The following is a 21,338-nucleotide window of genomic DNA, read 5'->3' as shown; positions in this document are numbered from 1 at the left end:
CCTAATTTCTCACACACTTTACATGTTGCAACAAAAAGCCCTTGCTGTTTCAGCAGGGGCTTTCTTTATGGGTAGCATATGCTAGGCCAGTAAGCAGGATGCCTAATGGCTACCGCTTTTTCCTGAAGCTCAGATAGTCGAGGTAGTAGAGTACCTTCACGGAGAGGGAATTATTGTGGGGAGTGTTGATGGTGTTGTTGAAGTTGTCAAAATAGAGGGGCGTGGCTTGCTCGGCCAGCAGGTAGGTGGAGCCGGCATTCTTCCACACGATGCTCACTTGCGAGCCGGGCGCGAACCACCATGAATACACCGCGTCCACGTTGAATGCGTTGTAAGTGTTGTCGCGGTTGCGCTGGTAGGCCACTAGTTTCTCCTCGCCGTTGGGGCCGAGCTGGGAGAAGTCGGCGTAGCGGACGTTGCTGGTGTAGTGGCGCGTGCGCAGCGTAAACGACATGCGATTGGTGAATGTGTAGGCCATGGACACCACATTGGAAACGGTGGCTACGTCGCGGCGGCCGAGGATGACCTGGCCTAGGAAGGGCTCATCGAGCGGCTCGCTGGTGCTCATGCCGCCGTTCACGTAGCCGATCTGGTTCTTAGCCAGGCTCCAGTCGAGGCTATAGCGGAAGGTGAGGTGGTCGTTGACGCGGTAGCGGGGGTAGAGGCCGGCGCTGTACTGCATCCGGCGGGCACGGGGCAGCCGATCATCAAGGGCGTACACGCGCTGGCCGACATTCCAGCCGTACGAAAATTTCTTGCGGGTATCGGCATTAGCGAACAGCACAAGGCCCGTGTTGCCGGGTACGCGCACGTAGTACTGGCCTAGCGGAAACGTGCGCGGCTCGTAGAAGTCATGCGTGATGGGGTTTGTGTCGAAGTCGTAGCCAATTTGCAGGAAGCTCTTGGTGAAGGTGGTATTGAAGCCGTGGTAGAAGCTCATCTTTTGGTAGAGCGTAGGCCTGTACAGCAACGAGTGGCTGGCCTGCGCGAAGAAGGACATGTTATTGACCTTCCAGAAGGGCTTGTACTTGCGGTAGGCCACGTCCAAGGACTGCGTGATGTTGTTGTTGCCGAACAAAATGCCCAAGTCATTGGGGTTGTAGGAAGCCGACTCAATGCCGTGGTTCAGGCCCCAGGTGAAGTTGCCGCTGATTTTGCCTACGCCCAGCGTGTACTTGTAGCCATCCTGGTCGTCGATGGGCCTATCGGAGCCGAAGGCGGTGCCGCGGCGGCGCGAGTAGATCAGGCTGCCATCCACGGCGTAGGCATTCTTCTTGTTGGCGAAGCGAAACAAGCCGCCCGTTACGTTGGCGTCGTAGGTACTGCCGGCGCGGGTTACGTTGGTGTTAATGAGTGAGACATAGGAGTTGTTCTTCAGCGACTGGTCCAGCACCATGATGTTGTAGTTGCTGAACGGCTGCGTTTTTACCTCGCGCTCCTGGCCGGTTTCGGTGTCGCGCAGCATGGCGTACACATCATTGCTGAGCGCGTTGAAAAACCCGATGCCTAGGCCCCTCTTGGTGCGGCCCGATACTTTGGTGGCGTTGAGCAGACGGGTTTCGGCGGGGTTGCGAATAACCTTCTCTGTGGCGCCCGCCTTCACGCCGTAGAAGCCGATGGGCGTGGCACCCACCCGGCGCGAGTAAAACAGATTGCCCTTATTAAACAGCTCGGTGCCCTCTGTGAAAAACTGGCGGTTTTCGTTGAACTGCACTTCGAAGGGAGAGAGGTTGAGCACTTGATTGTCGCTCTGCACCTGCCCGAAATCCGGAACCAGGGTAGCATCAAGGGTGAAGCTTTCATTGATGCCCCACTTGATATCGGCACCGCCGTTGAAGCTGGTGGTAGTGCGGCGCGTGCCCTCCGCGTTCAACGGGTTGTGGTTTACGTAGCTGCTCACGTAGGGCGTGAGCGAGAGACGCAACGGCGGCTTGATGTCGCGCACACCGCGCAGCTCGCCCCATTGGTTCACGAAACCGTTGGCGGCGGGCTTCACCTCATTCCAGAAATAAGAGGCGTTGTCGCGCTTGCGCTGGCGCATGAAGTTGAGGCCCCAAAGCTGTTCCTGGGCGTTGCTGAAACGGATAGCCGAGTACGGAATGCGCATTTCTGCTACCCAATCGGTGCCCTGCAACGTGGTGCTACTTTCCCACACGGCGTTCCAGTTGAAGTCTTCGCCGCCAGCAGGGGAGTAGCGCGAATCGAGCTGCACGCCGCTGCTGGTCACGATGAAGCCGTAGCCATTCAGGTGGTCGTTGTAGGTGTCGAGGAAGATGCCGAAGAAATCGGAGTTGCCCGTGTTGTCGCGCGCCGTTAACTCCCGTGGGATGGAGTCGGGGGAGACATCGTGCATGATGGCCCCGATGTAGAGGCTGGCATCATCGTAGAGCACGCGCACCTCTGTTTTCTGCTTTTCCGGCACACCGGGGTTGGGGCGCTGCTGCGTAAAGCCTGTGGCAACGGGCGCTTGCTGCCACACGGCCTCATCGAGTAAGCCATCCAGCTTAATGGGTTCGGTGATACGTAAGGTCTGGAGCTGGCGCTTTGGGGCAGGGGCGGAAGCGGCCGTAGTAGGCGCTGGTGCCTGAGCTTGGGCTACTCCTAGGCCACCGACAAGCCCAAGCAGTACCAAGGTAAAACGCAGAATAGAGGTGGGATACATAGGCCTAGTGGAGTGGGAAGTAAGATCAAGGGGGATGTGAAACCCGAAAGTTTGGGCAAGACGAGGGCTGGCAGCGGCAAAGCCGCGCTACGGGTTTAAGTCCGGAAGCTGGGGGAGTACTTGCTAAAAGGCTATTCGTTACAGCCGGCAGAGAACCTAAGCGAAATATGCTGTTCTGACTGGCCTAGCCACGAAGTAGAGTGAAGCGCTGGCCTGTAAAAAGCTTCAGCTTACTTGAGCTTAGTAGAGTTTTATAAATAGGATATCAGAATAATCTGCCCTTGAAAAAAGTGGGGCCTCCAGTTGCAGCTAGAGGCCCCGCAGGCGGCTTCACTCACTTCGCCTTCCTGATGTAGATGTTGCCGTTGAGGGTTTTCATCATAAACTCCGCGCCGCCACCGTTGATCTTACCGCTGGTCCAGCTATCCACGCTCACGCGGTAGGTACCATCTTTGGCGGTGCGGGTTACTTTGGGCGCGTTGTTGTCCACGGCCAGGTCGAAGTCGCTGTAGATTTCGCCGCGGTCTGATTTCAACTTCATATTGGCCTTGGCTTTGGCCGGCAGGCTAACGTCAATCTTGCCATTCACGCTGGAGAAGGCCATGGGCACGCCGCTGGTGATGTCTTTGAAATCAGTGATGATATCACCATTTACGGTGTTCAGTACTGCCGAGCCCGCCACGTCATCCAGCCGAATAGAGCCATTGACGTTGGAAATTTCTAGCTCGCCAGCCACGTTTTGCACCGAGATGTTACCGTCGTTTACGGTGCCAATCTGGAGGGAAAACTGCCGGGGTACCTTAATCACGAAGTCAACCGGGTTCTGCCACGACTGCGTTTTGATGTACACATGGTTGTCCTTTTCCTGAGCCGTCACGTCGAGGCCATTCACTCGGGAAATGCGGCGCATGCCATTGGGGCCGGGCTCATCGGAGGAGCTGGAGGCGCGCCGACCTTCGCGGTTGGTTACATCAATTACCACTTCCTTGCCGGTGGTGCCTTCTACCTTAATGGAGCCGCCCACCAGTTTCAGGTGGAGCGTGCCGGGCTTGCCGGGTGAGCTCAGGGCTACGGTGAGTTGTTCTTTACCGGCTTGTTGCGCCACGGTGGGCCGGACCCACGCCAAAGCGAGTAGGGTCAGTAGGGTTCTATACAGGAGCTTGTTCATCGGGGTTGCTGTTTGATGGTGACGTTTCCGTTGATGGTTTCGAAGCGGAAATCGGTTCCGCCCTTGCCCAGGCGCACGGCCGTCTCTTTGCTGAGTTTGTATTTGGTATTCTTTCCGTCGGCCTGCTGGTTTTGCGTCACGCGGGCCGGGAGTACTTCGGCTTTCGGGAAATCGGTGAACATCTCCCCGTGCATGCTCTTGAAGTACAAGTCGCCGGATACGTTGGCGGGGTAACTCACCAGAATGTTGCCGTTGATGGTGTGGTAAGAGGCTGCCTTAGTAGGCGCCACGGCGTAGGTCACGTCTACGTCACCATTCACGGTGTGCGCCACGGTGGCCTGCTGGGCGTTTTTGATGGTAACGGGGCCGTTCACATTGCGGGCTTGCAGCGGGCCGGTTACATCCTGCACCAGCATTTTGCCCCCGTTCACGGTGGAAGCGCGCACTTCCATACCGGCCGGCACTTTCACTACAAAATCAAACTGATAGGTGTAGTGAGGGCGCTCATTGTTGTTGTTCCAGTTGTCCTGGAAGCGGCCATTCCGCTGCCGGTCGCGGTTAGGCCTAGAGTCTTGGGGGCCGGCTACGTACAGCAGAACGCTGTCGCCATGCTGCTCAAAACCAGGCTGGGCTTCTTTCTTGCCCTGCTCCAGCAAGTCGGCGCTGGGGGCTTTAATGGTCTTGGTGATTTCTACCACTACGGTCTTGCCGCTGTAGCCCTGCACCGTTACGGAGCCGAAGATGTTGTAGAGGGCCAGCGTGCTGCTGCCGGCGCTACCCGTGAGCGTGAATTCTTTGTTGATTTTCTCGGTGGCCTCGCGGTTCTGGGCGTGTAGGAAGCAGCTAGGCAGCCACAGAAGGGCCCAGATCAGGCTGAGTAGGAGGGGGCGTTTCATGGTAGGTCGAGGGAGTAGAAGGTTGGGGAGCCTGGCCATTCGACAAGGACTCAATGCTTTGCTCGATTTTATCTTTCACCTGCTCATTCAGGTTGTCCTGCTGGAGCAACTTGCGCAGGGGGCGCACCGAGCGGCGCTCCTGCAAGCGCACCATCACATCGGCCAGCGCCGATTGTACCAGGGGCGACTCCTGCAGGGGAAGGGAGCGAACGAGGCCTTGGCGCACCATAGGGTCTTGGCTGAGACCTGCCAACACTTCTAGCGAAGCGAGACGCACGTTCACATTCGGGTCTTGGTTAAGGGTGCTGAGCAGGGCAGCTACCACCCGCTCATTAGAGGGTGCCACTTCCTCAGCGTAGCTCACTGCCCGCAGGCGCTGCACGGCCGAGGGGTTGTTCAGCAGGGCCAACACGTTGGTCTGATGCACGTCATCCTCAGAGGCGGCGGGCATACCAGCGGCGGGTTGTTGCACGGCCAGCTCGGACGTCTCCGGGCGGCCTTTCAATCCGTAACCTGCTACCAAGCCTACAATCAGCAGGGCGAGGCTGTAGGCCAGGCGCACCCCGTAGGCGGGCTGCCACCACTCGCGTACCCGCTCCAGCAGGCCACTCACCGACCAGCGTTGCTTGCGCTGCTCTTCCACCTGAAACTCGGCCAGCATGGAGTAGAAGCGGGGGCGCATCTGCTCGCTGGGGTCGGGCACGGGCAGCTCGCCCATGTTGGTCCAGAGGGCCCGCACGGTGGCCAGCTCCTGCTGGCAACCCGGGCATTGGGTTAAGTGAGCTTCTACGGCTTGGCGTTGGGCTTCTGGTAAAGTGCCCGCCAACCAATCCATCAGCTCCTCTTGCACACCCTCACAGTTCACGAACTTTGCTTCCATTTTCCAGTTTCAAATAAATATCCTTGAGTTGGCAGAGGGCCCGGTGCGCGCGCACCTTTACGGCTCCTACCGTGGTGTCGAGCAGCTGTGCTATCTGCTCGTATTTCAGCTCCTGAAAGCGGCTCAGCACGAGCACTTCCCGTTGGTCGGGGCTTAGCCGGGCCATGGCCCGGTGGAGCAGCTCCACATCCTGCGACTTCTGAAGACTGCCATCGGCGGGGGTGCCTCCGGCAATCTTCTCGGCTAAGTCGGCCACGTCTTTGTGGTGGAGCGAGGGTTTGTCTTTCTTGGCGGCGTCGGCTAGCACGTTGCGCGCCAAGTGGTACATCCAGGTTCTGAACTCGCCTTCCCCGGTGAAGGTGTGGCGGTATTTCAGCATCCGGTAGAATACGTTCTGCACCAGATCCTCACTGGCCGTGGCGTTACCGTTTGAGTGGTAGAAAAACGCAAACAACGGCCGATGGTAGCGCTCGAACAGCAGGCCCATCTTGTCGACCTGGCCGGCCTTCACTTGCAGCATGAGCGAATTATCAGTGAGCGAGTTCAAGCGGTTGGTCGGTGAGGTGTGGGAGCGTATTCGGCGGTGGAAACTTCGCCTTTTGGGTAAGGTTACAGGTTCTGGTGAAATATTTTTTTGATTTCATTTTGCTGGCTGACCCCACCCCCGTCCCCTCCCCTCCGGGAGAGGGGTGCGTTCTGGAGGCAAAGTGCAACTCGTGTTGTCCTACTATTTTAATTCAGGTCGTCTGGCACCCCTCTCCCGGAGGGGAGGGGCCGGGGGTGGGGTCCACGTTTGAGAACATGGATCTAGTCTGGCACTGAAAGCAAACTGCCGCTTCAGCTCACGCGAAAATTGGCGTAAACTGAAGCGGCAGCTTCGATCAGGAAATGTAAAACGAATAGGCGCTAGGCCACTTGTTTAGCTGGCTTTGCGGTGGGAGCGGGGAGTGCGGCCAGCGCCCCAATAGCCGCGCCCAGGCCCGCTACCAGCGCAAACGAAACGCGCAAGCTGGAAACCTCGGCAATGAAGCCAATCAGGGGCGGGCCCAGCAGAAAGCCGAAGTAGCCGATGGTGGATACCATGGCCAGCGCCACGCCCGGCGAGACGGTGGTGGATTGCCCGGCGGCGCTGTAGGCCAGGGGCGTAACGGAAGCAATACCAAACCCTACCAGCAGGAACCCCACCACCGACGGCACAAATGCCGGCCACACTACGGCCGTGAGCAGGCCTAGCGCAATGAGGGCGCTGCTGATTTGCAACATGCGGTTGGTACCGAAGCGGTGGGTGAAGTAATCGGAGATGAAGCGGCCGAAGGCCATGGTGCTCATGCAGGCCACGTAGCCGGCCGTAACTAGTGTGGCATCGGGGCGCACTACTTTCTGGAAGTACACGCCACTCCAGTCGAACATGCAGCCCTCGCAGAGCATCCCGCAGAACGCAATCAGCCCGATGCGCAGCAAGTAGGGCTCGGGGCGGCGCAGACCGGAGCCGCCGGCCTCGGTGCCGGTATCCTGGGGTAGGGTGCGTTGGTGAGCCAGTACGGTGAGCAACAGGCCTAGCGCCATTACCAGCAGGAAATGCCAGAGCGGGGTTTGCTGCCACCGGATCAGCAAGGTGCCCAGCGCGCCGCCCAGGAAGCCAGCCAAGCTCCATAGCCCGTGAAATGACCCCATGATGGGTTTGCCGTAGGCCTGTTGCACGCCAATGGCCTGGGTGTTGACGGAAATATTGAGCAGGTTGCCGGCAAATCCGAACAGCACGAGGCTGGCCGCCAAGCTCCAGAACCCCGGCGCCCACCCCAGCAGGGGCAGAAAGATGGCGTACAAGCTGGTAGCTAGCAGCACTACCACCCGGCTGCCGTAGTTATGCACCAGCCACCCCGCCACGGGCAGCGCCAGCATGGAGCCCACCGGCAACGCCAGCAGCAACTGGCCTAGCTCACCTTCACTGAGCCCGAGCTTCAGGCGAATATCTGGGATGCGGGAGGCCCAGGAGGCAAAGCACAGCCCCGCCACAAAGAACAGGGCACTAACGGCTACGCGCCGCTGGGCAGGCGTAATTTCAGCCATAGAAATGCGGTAAATAAAACGGGGAGCCATCTTGTGGCTCCCCGCTGATTTTATCTGTGTCAATGAAAAACGTCATGTCGAGCTTGCCGAGACATCTCGCGTGCTGACGTTGCCATGCTAACTTATTACAACAGCACGTCATCCTGAGCTTGCGAAGGACCATACCACGTCAGCACGATGTGCTAGGCCCAGTCGTTCTATCGTGACAAGATCCTTCCTACGTCAGGATGACGTGCGAAGTACTAAAACAACGTCAGCACGCGAGATGTCTCGGCAAGCTCGACATGACGTTCTACTGGCCTACGACAGGACTTCCTTCTTCTCAATATCGGCTGGTTGGCCTTGCAGCACCCAATTGGCCTGCTTCACTACGTTTTCTACCGTGAAGCCGAAGTATGCCATTACGGCCTCGCCGGGGCCCGACTCGCCGAAGCGGTTCATGGCAATAACGGTGCCCTCGTCGGTCACGTACTTGTGCCAGCCCATGGGCGAGCCAGCTTCCACGGCTACGCGCTTGCGCACATCGGAGGGAAGTACCTGCTGCTGGTAGGCCTTATCCTGCTTCTCGAATAGCTCCCAGGAGGGCAGGCTCACCACGCGGGTAGGCACGCCCTGCTGTTGCAGTTGCTCCTGGGCCTGCATCACCAAGGATACTTCCGAGCCGGTAGCCAGCAGAATCAGCTGGGGCTTGCCGCCCTCGGCTTCGCTGAGGATGTAGCCGCCTTTGGCTACGCCTTCGCGGGCAGAGCCGTACTTCTCCTGATCGAGCGTGGGCAGCTTCTGGCGCGAAAGAATCAGTACTACCGGCGACTTTGGCGTGGTCAGGGCAATGCGCCAGGCTTCCACAGTCTCGTTTGCGTCGGCCGGTCGAATTACTACAATGTTCGGGATGGTGCGCAGGGCGGCTACCTGCTCCACCGGCTGGTGGGTGGGGCCATCTTCTCCCAGGCCAATGCTGTCGTGGGTGAACACGAACGTAGCGGCCGACTCGGCCAAGGCCGTGAGGCGGATGGCGCCGCGCATGTAGTCGGAGAAGGTGAGGAAGGTGCCGCCATAGGTGCGCACGCCGCCGTGTTGGGCCATGCCGTTCATGGCCGCGCCCATGGCGTGCTCACGTACTCCAAACCAGATGTTGTTGTGCTCGTAGGCGCCGGGCTGGAAGCTGGCGTCGCCGCCGGTGGGCATCTCGTTGGAGCTGGCCAGGTCGGCGGAGCCCCCAAACATGAAGGGTACGCTTTTCTTAAGCGCGGTAAGCGCCTTGCCGGATGCCTGGCGGGTAGCCATGGCCCCATCGGCGGGCGTGAAAACGGGCAGCGAGGCGTCCCAGCCTGCGGGGAGCTCTCCCGCAAACGAAGCCCGGAACAGTTCCCACTCCGTTCCAAACTCCTGCTGGTACGCCTCTGATTTCTGCTGCCATTCAGCCTGAAGCTGCGCGCCGCGCTGCCCGGCCTCGGCCAGGTGGGTGCGCACTTCTTCCGGTATTACAAACGTGGCCTCGGGGTCGAAGCCGAAGAACTCCTTGGCCTTCTTGACATTGTCGGGGCCGAGGGGGGAGCCGTGGACTTTGCTGGTGCCTTCCTGCGGGCTACCGTAGCCAATAATGGTCTTCACCGAGATGATGGAAGGCCGCTCGGTTTCCTGTTGAGCCGCTTTAATGGCGGCCTCAATGCCGTCGAGGTCGTTGCCGTCCATCACGCGCTGGGTGTGCCAGCCGTAGGCCTCAAAGCGAGCCAGGGCATCCTCGGTGTAGGCCAGGCTGGTCGGCCCGTCGAGGCTGATGTCGTTGTCGTCGTAGAGGTAGATGAGCTTGCCAAGCTTGAGGTGGCCCGCCAAAGAAGCGGCTTCCGAGGCAATGCCCTCCATCAGGTCCCCATCACTCACAATAGAGTAAGTGTAGTGGTCCATCAGCTCGTGGCCGGGCTTGTTGTAGACCGCCCCCAGGTGCGCCTCGGCCATGGCCATGCCCACGCCGTTGGCGAAGCCCTGGCCTAACGGACCCGTTGTTACCTCCACGCCGGGCGTCAGGTTCGACTCGGGGTGGCCGGGCGTTTTGGAGTGCAGCTGTCGGAAGCTCTTCACGTCGTCAAGCGACAAGTCGTAGCCGTAGAGGTGCAGCAAGCTGTAGAGCAGCGCCGAGCCGTGACCAGCCGACAGCACAAACCGGTCGCGGTTCGGCCAGGCGGGGTCTTGGGGGTTGAAGCGCAGGAAGCGTGAGAACAGCACGTACGCCATCGGTGCGGCGCCCATGGGCAGACCCGGATGGCCCGAGTTAGCGGCCTGTACCATATCCACCGATAGCAGGCGGATGGTATTCACACTCAATTCAGCGAGAGAAGGATTCGGCTTAGTCACGAGTCGTTATAAAAAAGGTGGGAAAGATGCTAAGCTACGGCTTCAGAAAGCGGTAGGCCATCTTTCAAATTGGCTGTATACGAGAAAAAGGACCGGAAACGATACCGAAATCGGTGCCGGTAGGAGAGGCACTCCTTCCAGGCTGGAAAGGAAGAAAAAGCACTGTTTTCTCCCTATCTGTTGAGCGTACCGAGGCCGCTTGGCGGTGACTAGGGCTGTACTACCGGCCAGCCGGCGGCATCCCAGGCAAGCTTTTCAATGCGCAGTTTAGAGCGGCCCTGGTCGGCGGCATCGTAGCCATGAAACACCAGGTAATCGGCTTTGTCGAAGGTGTAAACCGAGTTGTGACCCAGCCCAAACCAGTTTTTGTCGCCGGCCAGCACCTCGGTTCCGCCGCCCTGGTCGAGGGCTTTGCCCGCCTTGTCTACGTACGGACCCTGCACGTTTTTCGCGCGGCCTACCATAATCTTGTAGGTGCTCTGGGGGCCGCGGCAGCAGTAGTCGAAGGAAGTAAACAGGTAGTAATAGTCGCCTTTCTTAAAAATGAAGGGCGCTTCAATGGCCCCGTCGCCGGGCAGGGAGTCGTTGAGCTGGGGAGAGCGAGGGCGCTTGGCAATGGTACGCCACTGCTCGGGCTGAGCTGGAGCTGTTAAGTCGGGCGTGAGCTTGACCAGCTTAATGCCTTCCCAGAAAGAGCCAAAGGAAAGCCACGGAGTGCCTTTTTCATCCCGGATCAGGTTGGGGTCGATGGCGTTCCACATGTCGCGCCCCGGCACCGACTGAATCACCCGCCCATGATCTACCCATTTGAAGTCCTTAGACTTAGGGTCGAGGGTTTTGTTGGTGACCAGGCCTATGCAGGAGGTGTTTTTTCCGAATGCCGAAATGGAGTAGAACAGCGAGTACACCCCGTTGTGGTAGGAAATGTCAGGCGCCCAGATGTGGTTGCCTTTAAAACCCGGTACCGCCTGCGTAGCCCAAGTGGGCGCGGTAGCAAATATAGGTTGCTCCCGCGTCCAGTTCTTCCGGTCCTTCGACGACCACACCGCAATACCCGGCCCAGTGCAGAACATGTAATAAGTGCCGTTCTGTTGCGCCATCACGGGGTCATGGGCCGCGATAAGCGCCGGGGAAGTCTGGGCCGATGCGCCCAAGTGGCCTAGCAGGAACGCCAGCACCAATATACGCCGAAGGGTAGAGCACATAAACGATTGTGTAAAACGGGTGGGTAGATTTCGGTAGACCTTAATGGAAAGTGATGCCTAGCTGATTAAGGTATTTCGCATGCAGATGTTACTAAACTAACTGTCATGCTGAGCTTGTCGAAGCATCTCTACCTCTGGCTAATCAGAAGATAGCAACGAAGCAGTAGAGATGCTTCGACTCCGCTCAGCATGACGTTCAGTGCAGATCGTTCTAGGCCACTACTTGACGGGCTTGATGCCTTCGGTAGTCATCACGACGCGCTTCATCGTGCCGTCCTTGTTGTAGTACAGCTGGTCGATGCAGACCGAGCGGCGGAAGCTGCCGCCATCGGTCGGGATGCTACCGTTGTGGTAGATGAAGTACGACTGCCCCTTGAAGTCAATAATGGCCTGATGGTTGGTGTTGGAGTTGCCGGCCACTTCGTTCAGAATGCCCTTGAATTCCCATGGGCCCTCAATGCTGCGGCTCATAGCGTAGGCAATCTTTTCCGGGAACTGGTAGGCGTAGCTGAGGTAGTACCAGCCATTGTGCTTATGAATCCAGGGGGCTTCCGTGAATTTCGGCAGGTTGGTAACCTTGTTGATGGGGCCATCCAGCTCCGTCATGTTGGGTTTCAGCTTAGCCCAGTAGCAGTTGGTGTTGCCCCAGTAGAGGTAGGCCTGTCCCTTGTCGTCGATGAAAACGGTTGGGTCGATGTCGTCCCAAGAGATGGGACTCTCGGTCATGTTATTGGTGATGATGGCCGAGCCGCGGGCGTCCTTGAACGGCCCCGTGGGGCTATCCGACACGGCTACGCCAATAGACTTACCCGGAATCGAACCGTGCTCTACCGCCACGTACCAGTAAAACTTGCCGTTGCGCTCAATCACCTGCGAGGCCCAGGCGTCGCCCTTGGCCCAGGTAAATGCTTTCACGCTCAGCGGCGAAGGGTGCTCCTTCCAGTTCACCATGTCGGTGGAGGAGTAGCACAGCCAGTCATTCATCACGTAGCGCTCCTGCCGGGCAGGCGCCTCATCATGCCCCGTGTAAAGGTACACCGTGCCTTTGTACACCATAGCGGCGGGGTCGGCGGTGTACTTGTCTTTTATGATGGGGTTGCCCACTACGGGTTCCGGCAGGGCCTGCCCCAGCGCCGCGGTGGGCGCTAGGGTAGGTGCAGTTACCGCCAGTGCTAGGCCAGTCAGCAGGGTGCGCGTAGCGGGCAGCAGAGAGAAATTTATGGTCATAGCTGCGGCTGATTAACGCTTGCCGGGGATACGTAGCACCGTGAACGAGTTCGGGGCCAGCGTATAAGTAACGTTCGAGGACTTTACCTTGAACGACTCGTCCTTGGGGGCAATGTTCATGGGTTGCTCCAAGCTATTCACGGCGTTCAGGTCGTTGCTGGCCAGCACGGTGGCTTTGCCGGCTTTACCCAGCTTCTTCACGCCCTGCAGGTTGATGGTAACCGGGCGTGCCGCCGTGGAGTAGTTCACCAGCTTCACAATGATTTCGCCGGTTTTGTCGTCGGCCGTGGCGCTGCTAAACAGGTTGTCTTCGCCATTCTTGGCATTGCCGCCGCGCTGCACGGGCAGCATGGTGGTGCCAGGGTTGGTGGAGTACATCTTCTGCACGTAGTAGTTGGGCGTGCCGTACGACTTTAGGTTGTCGAACCAGATCATATCGGGCGTCCACTGCCAGGCATCCACGTGGGCAAACAGCGGTGCGTAGGAAGCCATTACCACCTTATCAGCGTTGCGCTCTAGGCCAGTCATGAAGGCTGCTTCCGAGATGGCGCAGTCCCAGCTGTTCTTGTTGTCGGGGCTACCGATGGCTACGCTTTGGGCGGCATACTCGCCCGCGAAAATCTTGGAGCCCGTGGTGGGGTAGTTGTCGTAGCGGCCCACGTTCTGGCGGAACCATTCCGGCTTGGCGTAGTAGTGCTCGTCAATCACCTCGGCGTTCAGCTCGCGCAGGCGCTGCGTAGCCTTATTGAACAGCTCCCCATCGGGGCTCGGGCCCGCGCTGGATACGATGTTCATCTTGGGGTACTTGGCCTTGATGGCTTTCATAAACGGCTCGTAGCGCTCCAGGTACTGGGGGCCCCACTGCTCGTTGCCAATGCCGATGTACTTTAGGTTGAAGGGTGCGGCGTGGCCCATAGCCGCGCGCTTGGCGCCCCAGGGGCTGCTGGCGGGGCCGTTGGCAAACTCAATCAAATCCAGCGCATCCTGAATGAAGGTTTCCAGCGTCGGGTCGTCGTCTTCGTGGTTGTGCGAGGAACCGGCATTCGGGCCGCTAGCTGCTACCCCCGAAACCGGGGCCAACTCAGCGGAGTTGAACTGGCAGGCCATGCCCACGTTCAGAATCGGCACGGGCTCGGCGCCAATGTCTTCGGAAAGCTGGAAGTACTCAAAGAAGCCCAGGCCAAACGACTGGTAGTAGTCGGGGGTAGAGCGATGCTTGAACTCCATGTTCCAGCGGTTTACCAGCGGCACGCGGCTGGCCACGTCGCCAATGGTTTCTTTCCACTGATACCGCTCGGTAAGGTTACGGCCCTCCACAATGCAGCCGCCAGGGAAGCGCAGAAAGCCGGGGTTCATGTCCTTTAGCAGTTGCACCAAGTCGGTGCGCAGGCCATTCTCGCGGTTCTTATAGGTGTCCTTTGGGAACAGTGATACCACATCGAGGTCGAGGGTGCCGGCTCCTTCCATGGTCAGCTTGAGACGTGCCCGTTGCGCCGTGCCCGACGACTTTAACACCGCCGTGTACTTCTTCCACTCACCCGTGAGGCCCGTAATGGTAGTTTGAGCCAGTACTTTGCCCGAGGGGCCGGCTTCGGGACCAGCGCCAGCGCCGCGGCCTTCTTCCTCCAGCGTTACGTTCAGGCCGCTCACGCTGCCGGGGCCCTTCCGCAGGTACACGGAGAACGTGTACTCGCCGCCCTGCTTCACGCCCATACCCCGGAAGCCTTCGTTGATGAAACCGGCATCGGGGCTGGCCGTAGTGGCCGTCATGCGCAGGAAGTGATTGTTCTGAGCACTGATGGGCTGCTGGCTCGATACTGTGTAGGTGGAAAGCGCCGCCGCGCCCCGAATGCCGCGCCAGCCAATGAGGTGCTCATCCAACTCAAACGACTTGTTCTTGACCAGCTCGGGGTACAGCCCGCCGTCGGCGGCAAAGTTGATGTCCTCGAAGAACAGGCCGTACATGGTTTTCTGGATGGAGGCACCGGGCTTGTTTACCTGTACGGTAATGGTGTTAGCGGCGGTAGGGGAAGTCTGAGCAAAAGCAGAGCCTAAACCCAGTGTGCCTAGAAAGGCTAGGCCAGTAACGAGCGGCGTGAAGCGGGTGGGAGAAGATGTGGGCATGTAGTTGATGAAATGAGCGGATGACACCGAAATCAGAAAGGCACAAATCGTACATCGATAATGCTGACAGCGTCATTTTTTAGGTAACGGAGCCGGGAAGGAGAGGCAATACCTATGCTTGATCGACACAATCGATTGTGTAAAGTAAAAAGAAAATCAGAATATGTGGGTTGTTTTTAGAAAATAAAGGCCGAGTTTTATCCCATACGGTTCTGCTACCCAAACCTCCGCAAACGATAGAATACAGCCGGAAACCAAACTCCTGATAGCCTAAACTGCGTTCTGACCTCAGATAATTATATCTTTACACAAAGCATTGTGCAGCATCCCGCAATATGGCGCCTCGAAAAAAGCAAGCTCCCGAACCAAATACTACTATCCCCGTCTCCATGGCCGACCTAGCTCGGGAGCTAGGGGTGTCGATGACTACTATTTCGCGGGCGCTTAGTGACCATTATAGTATTGGCCCGGCCATGAAGCAGAAGGTGCTGAAGCTGGCCAAAAAGTACAACTACCAGCCCAACCGCCTGGCCTCGGCTCTGCGCAAAGGCAAAAGTCAGCTGCTGGGCATTGTAGTGCCCTACATAGAAGGGCGTTTCTTTCCCTCGGTAGTACATGGTATTGAGTCGGCGGCCAGCAAAGCGGGGTACAATGTTATTATCTGCCAATCAAACGAAGACGTAGCCCAGGAGCGGCGCAACCTAGATATCCTGCTCAGCGCTCAGGTAGCCGGGGTGCTGGTCTCTTTATCGCGCACCACCCGTGACTTCCGGCATTTTGAGAAGTTGCGCAGCCGCGGCATGCCGCTCGTGTTCTTCGACCGCATTGTGGAAGGCGACAACGTAAATGCCGTGGTGCTCGATGATCAGGAAGGCGGCTACGTTTCTACGCGCCATCTCATTGAACAAGGCTGCCGCCGCATTGCCCACATTGCGGGGCCGCAGCACTTGAATATCTATAAAAACCGGCGGCAGGGCTACCTTGATGCGCTTCGGGAAGCAGGCCTACCCGAAGACGAAAGCCTGATTGTGTACACCGACATGATACAAAGCCAGGCCATTGACGCCATGCGCGACCTGCTTGCCAGCCCCATTCCGCCAGATGGAGTATTTGCCGCCGGCGACTACGGCGCGTTAGGAGCCCTGCAGGAGGTGCACCGCCAAGGGCTGCGCGTGCCGCAAGACGTAGCCATTGCCGGCTTCAGTAACGAAACATTTACTGTGGTCACGGAGCCCTCAATCACTACTATTGATCAGCGTTGTGAAGAAATGGGCCAGGCTGCCGTACGGTTGCTGCTAGAATTGATTGAAGCCGATGGCCGCCCATTTGCGCCTCGCCAGGTGGCACTGCGCCCCGAGTTGCTGGTGCGTAATTCCTCGGTGCGTAACTCCTCCGTGCGTAACTCCTTGGTTCGCCACCCAGAAGGGGAGCGCCTGGTAGAAGCTGCCGCCAAAGCAAGCAAGCTTGCCTAATTGTTAGCGCAAACGAAAGGGCGCCTTTCTGCAGGCTATTCGTAGAAATGACGCATGCGGCGAAGAGTGGTGCGCACCACCCAATCGCCGAGGCGGGGCAGGTAGGTGTGTACCAGCAGAATGAGGTGGCCTAGGGCCGAAATAACGGTGCGCTGTCGCCGCCGCCGAATATGGCGCAGGATAATGTGCGCTACCTGCACCTGTGTTTTCTGCCAGCGCGGCGGCCGGTGCGCAATCTGCACGGGCTGGCCGGTGGCATCTAGCACGCGCTTATCGGCATCGTTCTGGGTGAACCCAATGTGCACCACCCCCAGGTGAATGCCTGTATCAAGCAACTCTAGCCGCAACGTATGGGCTAGGTTGGAAAGGGCCGCTTTTCCCGCGCAATAGGCCGAGCCACTGGGCATGCCATTGAGCGCCGAAATTGAAGAAATAAACGTCACGCTTCCCCGGCTTTGGATGAGGTGCGGCAGGGCAGCTTTCAGCGGGTACACCGAGCCGTACACGTTGCTGTCGAGCACCTGTCGGAATACCTCGGGCTCCATATCGGCGAAATAAGCCCGCATAGAAATGCTGGCATTTGTAACCAGGATATCTAGCTGCCCAAAAGCGTGCAGGGCGGTGCTTATGAGTCGTTGGCAGTCGGCGTAGTCAGTCACGTCGGCTACGCAGCTGGTTACTAGGAAGCCTGCCTCCCGCAGCGAGGAGCAGGTTTGCTCCAGGCGAACGGGGTTCCGGCCGTTTAGCACCACGCTAGCGCCCTGCTCACACAGTGCACGCGCTGTTTCACGCCCAATGCCCGACTCTGAGCCCGTAACAATGGCTACTTTACCGGCAAAGTGCCCCGGCTGAGCCGCCGTGGCCTTGGCCCTCGTTGGCTGCTGCAACAGGGTAGAGCTATCAGGCACGTGTAAATCAGACATAGTGGTGGGCCTTAAACCAGGCGAAGGCTTCCGCAATGGCGTGTTCAATAGGAGTTTGGGGCAAGTCTAGCTCCGTGAGAGCTTTCTGGCAGCTGAAGTAATGCCCATCGTTGGCTACGGCCGTCATGGCCGAATTGAGCAGCGCTGGCCGTTTGGTGAGCGTAGCCTGCAGGTCGCTTGCGGCCCCTACAAGGCGGGCCAGTGGAGCCGGCACGGGCCAGCGCGGAGGCTGTACGTCCAGCGTGTCGGCAATAAGGCGAAAAGCCTCGCGGTAGCTGAGATTAAGGTGGCCTAGAATGTACGACTCCCCAATGCGGCCCTGCGTTAGGGCCTGCACCGTGGCGTAGGCCACGTCCTGCACGTGCACGTAATTTTTTCCACCCGCCGGGTAGCCTGCCACCCGGCCCCGGTACAGCTCTAGTAGTAGGGCGTTGGAAGTAGGTTTAGCGTCGCCGGGCCCCAGCATGAAGGTGGGGTGCACCAGCACGCCGGGTAGCTGCCGCTCCCGCACCGCCCGCAGCACGCGTGCCGTGGCGGCTACCTTGCTGTCCATGTAGTCGAGGCCATAGCGGTGACCGGCGAAGGGGCGGGTTTCGTCGCCGGGGTGCTGGCGGCTGCCAAACCCGAAAACGTTGGCCGTGCCCACGTATATAAATCGCTCAACCTGGGCCTGACGGGCCAGGGCCAGCATGTGCTCGGTCCCAGCATCATTCACGGCCCACACGGCGGGGTTTCGGGCTGGGTTTACCTGGGCCAGCGCCGCCACATGAATGATGGCTGCACAGCCAGTGGCCGCGCCAGCAATGGTAGCGGGCTGGCAAATATCGCCTTCCCAGCACTCTACGGGTAGCTCCGACAAAGGCGGCAGCACCGCCGTACTGCCAACACTGGCTGGCCGCAACAGGGCCCGAACGCCGTAGTTACGGCGCAGTAGCTCGGCCATGATGTGGCGGCCCAGAAAGCCATTGGCACCGGTAACGAGTACGGTGGGCGGCATCGGGGTTAGTTAAGCATGGCTTTGTAGGTGCGGGCAATGCGCACCGGCGACACCTTCAGGAAGAACAGGGAGAAGGCCGTCAGGTTGGCTATCTGCACGCGCAGCCAGCTGTTGGCTGCGTACTTGCGCGCTGAAACCAGCACATCTTCCGGGATGATTTTAAAGGAGGCTACTTTGCGAATCCGAACGATGATGTCGAAGTCCTCCATGATAACGAAGTGCTCATCAAACCCCCCGAGCCGCCTAAACAACGAGCGGGTGATAAACAGCGTTTGGTCGCCGCCCCGGCTCATCAGGCCCTTAAACCGGGTGCCGAAGCTGTTGATCCGCAGCAAGGGGTGAGCGGAATCGAACCGAAACCGGTAGCAGCCCGCTTCGTGGCCTTCAGCTATGGCCTGCTGAATATTTTGAAAGAAGTTGGGGTGAATGCTCACATCGGCGTGCACGAAGTACAGGACGTCGCCGGTGGCGTGCTCAGCCCCATAATTCATTTGCGCCGCACGCCCTGGTTTGGGAGCCAGCAGCACGGTAGCGCCGGCTTCGCGAGCGACTGCGGCGGTATTATCGGGGCTGTGCGCATCTACCACCAAAATCTCGACCGGGTGATGAGCCGCATACAGCCGTAGCTCCCGCACCAGCCGCGCAATGGTGCCGGCCTCCTGGTACGTGGGAATGATAACGCTAAGACGCATAAGCTACTTGGAGAGGAAAGGGGGAGGGCGCCGAGGGATAATGGATAAAGTTGCAGGGGCAAACAGCAGCGCAATTTTGTAGGCCTGTTTACTCACGCTAGGCCACTAGCTGTGAAGCTCCACAACGAGTATTTCTGCATCTTACGAAAATATGGAGGAGTATAGATTGACCTCGTATAAATCTTACCGGCCGCTTGGCTCCGTATATCCTCCCATACACTCTCCGCATGCAATTGAATCGCTTCTTCGCTTTACCGCTATTCCTAGGGGCCCTGGCGGCCGTGGCCGCATTTACTTCTCCTGAGCCAGCTTCTGCCCCCACATCTGCTCCGGCGGCAACCGCACCTACGGCCGTTGACCACTCGGGCTACGACCGGCTGCTGAAAAAGTATGTCAATGAGAAAGGTCTGGTGAATTATAAGGGGCTGAAAGCAAACCAGAAGGAATTTAACCAGTACCTGCAGCTGCTAAGCAAAAATCCGCCCGCAGCCAGCTGGAGCAAGCAGGAGCAGATGGCCTACTGGATCAACGCCTACAACGCCTACACCATCCGCCTGATTCTGGACCACTACCCCGTGCAAAGCATCAAGGATATTGGCTCTAAAATCAAAATTCCCTTCGTGACGACGCCTTGGGCCGCGAAGTTCTTTACAATTGGGGGCGCTAAGATGAGCCTCGATGAGATTGAGCACGGCACGCTGCGCAAAAAGTATAATGACCCGCGCATTCATTTTGCTCTGGTGTGCGCGTCTATCTCGTGCCCGCGCCTGCGCAATGAGGCCTACACCGCCGAGCAGCTCGACCGCCAACTCGACGACCAGGGCCGCGACTTCCTGAACAACCCGGGTAAAAACAAAGTCGGGAAGAATGAAGCCCAGCTCTCAAAGTATTTTGACTGGTATAAGGGCGACTGGACCGATAATGGACAGTCGGTGGCAAGCTGGGTGAACAAGTACTCCACCACCAAAATGGACCCCAACGCCAAGGTGACGTACCTCGACTACAATTGGAACCTCAATGCGCAGTAAGTCCCACGCCGCCCAGCAGTCAGCTCAGGAAGGACCTACTGCCCTAGGCCACTAAATGCAGCGCGGCCACCTACACCGGACCTTGCTGGCAGCCGGGCTTCTGAGTTGCGTTATGCCCCTCTGCGCGCGTGGGCAGGCAAACAGCCCCGTAGACACTCGCCGGTATTCCATCGAAGTTGCAGGCCTGCGGGTGGGCACCATGACGGCTACGCGCCAGGCCCAGGCGGGCAACACTATCACGTACACCCTCACCAGCGACGTGCAGGTCAACTTTCTGGTGTACCACTTGAAGGTTTACTACCAGGTGGTAAACCAAGTTCGGAACGGGCAGCTGATGTTGTCTACGGTGGCGGCCCACACCAACCAGGGCAACTTTGCCTCCCGCACTGAGTGGAAAGGCGACCATTACGACATCGTAGCCAACCAGTATAAGTATCAGCACCGCGCCACTGAAAGCCAGCCCATTACTTACACCGTAACCGATATGTTCTTTGGCGAGCCACTAGGCCACTCCAAAGCCTACGCCGAGTATTTTGGCGACTATTTTACGCTGACCGCCACGGGCCACAACACCTACCGGGCCGTGCGCGATGGGCGCGAAGACCAGTATCACTACACTAACGGACGCCTACTTACTATCGTCAAAACCAACCCGCTGAAAAACTTTATCATCCGGCTCCTGCCTGCGGAAGGGGCTAAAAACGCTGGTGCCAAGTAAGGGCTACTTGCTAGGGCTGGCCGCCCGTTGCAGCTTGTGCATGGCTTGCGCGTAGCGGTGGCCTAGCAACCTGGCCGAGGCAGCATCAAAGTGGAGCTGGTCGCCGCGGTCATGAGTGCCTTTGCTGCTGATGTAGCTGTAGTGGCCTACGTCGTGCCGGAGTTGGGCGAGGGCTTTGTTGATGCGTTTGAGACTGGGGTTGGGCTTCGGTTTGCCGTTAGGTTCGGTTTTGGTGCGCTGAAATGCCGGCAACTGCCCGGCCACGAAAGGCACGGCAGGCGCTTGTAATTCCTGACGAAAGCGGGCAATCAGAGCCCGCAAGTTCTCTCGGTACGCTGCGCTTTTCTCAGGGGTGCTATCAGTCTCACCCTGGTGCCAAATGATGCCGGCCAGTGTGCCCTGCTGCATGGCGTGGCGGGCGCGTGCCAGGGCTTCTTCGTAGGGCTTAACCTGCGTATCAGGGAAGTACGCCCCCGGCTGCCACACGTCAATGCCTGAGCCCCCCACGGCGCACGGAATCAGGCCAATAACCACACTGGTATCTAGCGCCGCCATATCGCGCCCAAACGTCAGGCCGGGCCCCACGCCGGCTACTGGCTTATCGAAGTGGATAGGATCTTGGGCTACTTCCCACTGCCCAGCCTTGTTCAGCCGCAACACCCGCGGGTTTGGCACGGTGTCCTGGGCCTCAACCCGGCCGCGCCCAGCCATGTTCGACTGGCCTACCAGCAGGTACAATTGAAACTTCTCCTTGCGCGCGGGCGGCGACTTCAAGTGGCGGGCTACGGGCACCAGATTCTGTGCCCGTACCAGCGTAGCCAGCACGGTTAACAGAATCAAGAGTGTAAGCGCTTTATACTTCATACAGTAAAGGCGGGTGTTGAACGGGAAAACTGTTCAACGTTTCCGCAAGCTCAGTGGCAT

The 21,338-nt window shown here is 58.6% G+C and carries 17 protein-coding genes; 3 read left to right on the top strand and 14 right to left on the bottom strand.

Annotated features, from left to right (window positions below):
* Window positions 1-109: 109 nt before the first annotated feature.
* The 10 genes from EU557_RS00370 to EU557_RS00325 all read right to left on the bottom strand — a co-directional run bounded on the left by EU557_RS00370 (window position 110) and on the right by EU557_RS00325 (window position 14,584).
* On the bottom strand, window positions 110-2,662 hold the full coding sequence (locus EU557_RS00370) for a DUF5916 domain-containing protein (RefSeq protein ID WP_135528445.1): 2,553 nt from the start codon (window positions 2,660-2,662) through the stop codon (window positions 110-112).
* A 334-nt stretch (window positions 2,663-2,996) separates the two neighbouring features.
* The gene (locus tag EU557_RS00365) at window positions 2,997-3,830 is read right to left on the bottom strand and encodes a DUF4097 family beta strand repeat-containing protein (protein ID WP_135528444.1); all 834 of its coding nucleotides are present in this window, start codon (window positions 3,828-3,830) and stop codon (window positions 2,997-2,999) included.
* Window positions 3,827-4,726, bottom strand: a complete 900-nt coding sequence (locus tag EU557_RS00360; RefSeq protein ID WP_135528443.1) for a DUF4097 family beta strand repeat-containing protein — start codon at window positions 4,724-4,726, stop codon at window positions 3,827-3,829. Before EU557_RS00360 ends, EU557_RS00365 begins: the two co-directional genes overlap by 4 nt.
* Window positions 4,674-5,606 carry a zf-HC2 domain-containing protein gene (locus EU557_RS00355; protein WP_135528442.1) on the bottom strand — a complete coding sequence of 311 codons (933 nt, stop codon included), beginning with the start codon at window positions 5,604-5,606 and terminating at the stop codon, window positions 4,674-4,676. The genes EU557_RS00360 and EU557_RS00355 overlap by 53 nt, the downstream gene beginning before the upstream one ends.
* The gene (locus EU557_RS00350; RefSeq protein ID WP_425351899.1) at window positions 5,581-6,153 is read right to left on the bottom strand and encodes an RNA polymerase sigma factor; all 573 of its coding nucleotides are present in this window, start codon (window positions 6,151-6,153) and stop codon (window positions 5,581-5,583) included. The genes EU557_RS00355 and EU557_RS00350 overlap by 26 nt, the downstream gene beginning before the upstream one ends.
* A 359-nt stretch (window positions 6,154-6,512) precedes the next feature.
* Entirely contained in the window at window positions 6,513-7,676 is a 1,164-nt protein-coding gene (locus tag EU557_RS00345; RefSeq protein WP_135528441.1) for an MFS transporter, read from the bottom strand.
* Window positions 7,677-7,976: 300 nt separating this feature from the next.
* Window positions 7,977-9,992 (bottom strand): transketolase, encoded by a 2,016-nt coding sequence (gene tkt / locus EU557_RS00340; RefSeq protein ID WP_281062592.1) that lies wholly within the window; start codon window positions 9,990-9,992, stop codon window positions 7,977-7,979.
* 245 nt (window positions 9,993-10,237) lie between these two features.
* Window positions 10,238-11,233, bottom strand: a complete 996-nt coding sequence (locus EU557_RS00335; protein ID WP_135528439.1) for an arabinan endo-1,5-alpha-L-arabinosidase — start codon at window positions 11,231-11,233, stop codon at window positions 10,238-10,240.
* A 219-nt stretch (window positions 11,234-11,452) separates the two neighbouring features.
* Window positions 11,453-12,460 (bottom strand): glycoside hydrolase family 43 protein, encoded by a 1,008-nt coding sequence (locus tag EU557_RS00330; protein ID WP_135528438.1) that lies wholly within the window; start codon window positions 12,458-12,460, stop codon window positions 11,453-11,455.
* Between the two features lie 12 nt (window positions 12,461-12,472).
* Window positions 12,473-14,584 carry an alpha-L-arabinofuranosidase C-terminal domain-containing protein gene (locus EU557_RS00325; RefSeq protein WP_135528437.1) on the bottom strand — a complete coding sequence of 704 codons (2,112 nt, stop codon included), beginning with the start codon at window positions 14,582-14,584 and terminating at the stop codon, window positions 12,473-12,475.
* A gap of 389 nt (window positions 14,585-14,973) precedes the next feature.
* On the opposite strand from EU557_RS00325, the gene EU557_RS00320 reads away from it, so the two are divergent.
* Window positions 14,974-16,056, top strand: coding sequence for a LacI family DNA-binding transcriptional regulator (locus EU557_RS00320; RefSeq protein WP_167855037.1), 1,083 nt, complete (start codon window positions 14,974-14,976; stop codon window positions 16,054-16,056).
* 35 nt (window positions 16,057-16,091) lie between these two features.
* Here EU557_RS00320 and EU557_RS00315 read toward each other — a convergent pair whose 3' ends face one another.
* From EU557_RS00315 to EU557_RS00305, 3 genes are read right to left on the bottom strand one after another with little or no spacing between them, the layout of a single operon-like run.
* Entirely contained in the window at window positions 16,092-16,979 is an 888-nt protein-coding gene (locus tag EU557_RS00315) for an SDR family oxidoreductase (protein WP_135528435.1), read from the bottom strand.
* Window positions 16,972-17,976, bottom strand: coding sequence for an NAD-dependent epimerase/dehydratase family protein (locus EU557_RS00310; protein WP_135528434.1), 1,005 nt, complete (start codon window positions 17,974-17,976; stop codon window positions 16,972-16,974). Before EU557_RS00310 ends, EU557_RS00315 begins: the two co-directional genes overlap by 8 nt.
* A 5-nt stretch (window positions 17,977-17,981) precedes the next feature.
* Complete coding sequence (locus EU557_RS00305) at window positions 17,982-18,668, bottom strand: TIGR04283 family arsenosugar biosynthesis glycosyltransferase (RefSeq protein ID WP_135528433.1); 687 nt, start codon at window positions 18,666-18,668, stop codon at window positions 17,982-17,984.
* Window positions 18,669-18,895: 227 nt separating this feature from the next.
* On the opposite strand from EU557_RS00305, the gene EU557_RS00300 reads away from it, so the two are divergent.
* Both EU557_RS00300 and EU557_RS00295 read left to right on the top strand, forming a co-directional pair.
* On the top strand, window positions 18,896-19,696 hold the full coding sequence (locus EU557_RS00300; RefSeq protein WP_135528432.1) for a DUF547 domain-containing protein: 801 nt from the start codon (window positions 18,896-18,898) through the stop codon (window positions 19,694-19,696).
* Between the two features lie 112 nt (window positions 19,697-19,808).
* Window positions 19,809-20,414, top strand: coding sequence for a DUF6134 family protein (locus EU557_RS00295; protein WP_135528431.1), 606 nt, complete (start codon window positions 19,809-19,811; stop codon window positions 20,412-20,414).
* Between the two features lie 3 nt (window positions 20,415-20,417).
* Here EU557_RS00295 and EU557_RS00290 read toward each other — a convergent pair whose 3' ends face one another.
* Window positions 20,418-21,278, bottom strand: a complete 861-nt coding sequence (locus EU557_RS00290) for a sialate O-acetylesterase (protein ID WP_135528430.1) — start codon at window positions 21,276-21,278, stop codon at window positions 20,418-20,420.
* Window positions 21,279-21,338 lie beyond the last annotated feature (60 nt).

The sequence above is a fragment of the Hymenobacter wooponensis genome (assembly GCF_004745865.1).
In the GTDB taxonomy this organism is placed as follows: Bacteria; Bacteroidota; Bacteroidia; order Cytophagales; family Hymenobacteraceae; genus Hymenobacter; species Hymenobacter wooponensis.
This window is presented reverse-complemented; position numbering and strand designations above follow the sequence as displayed.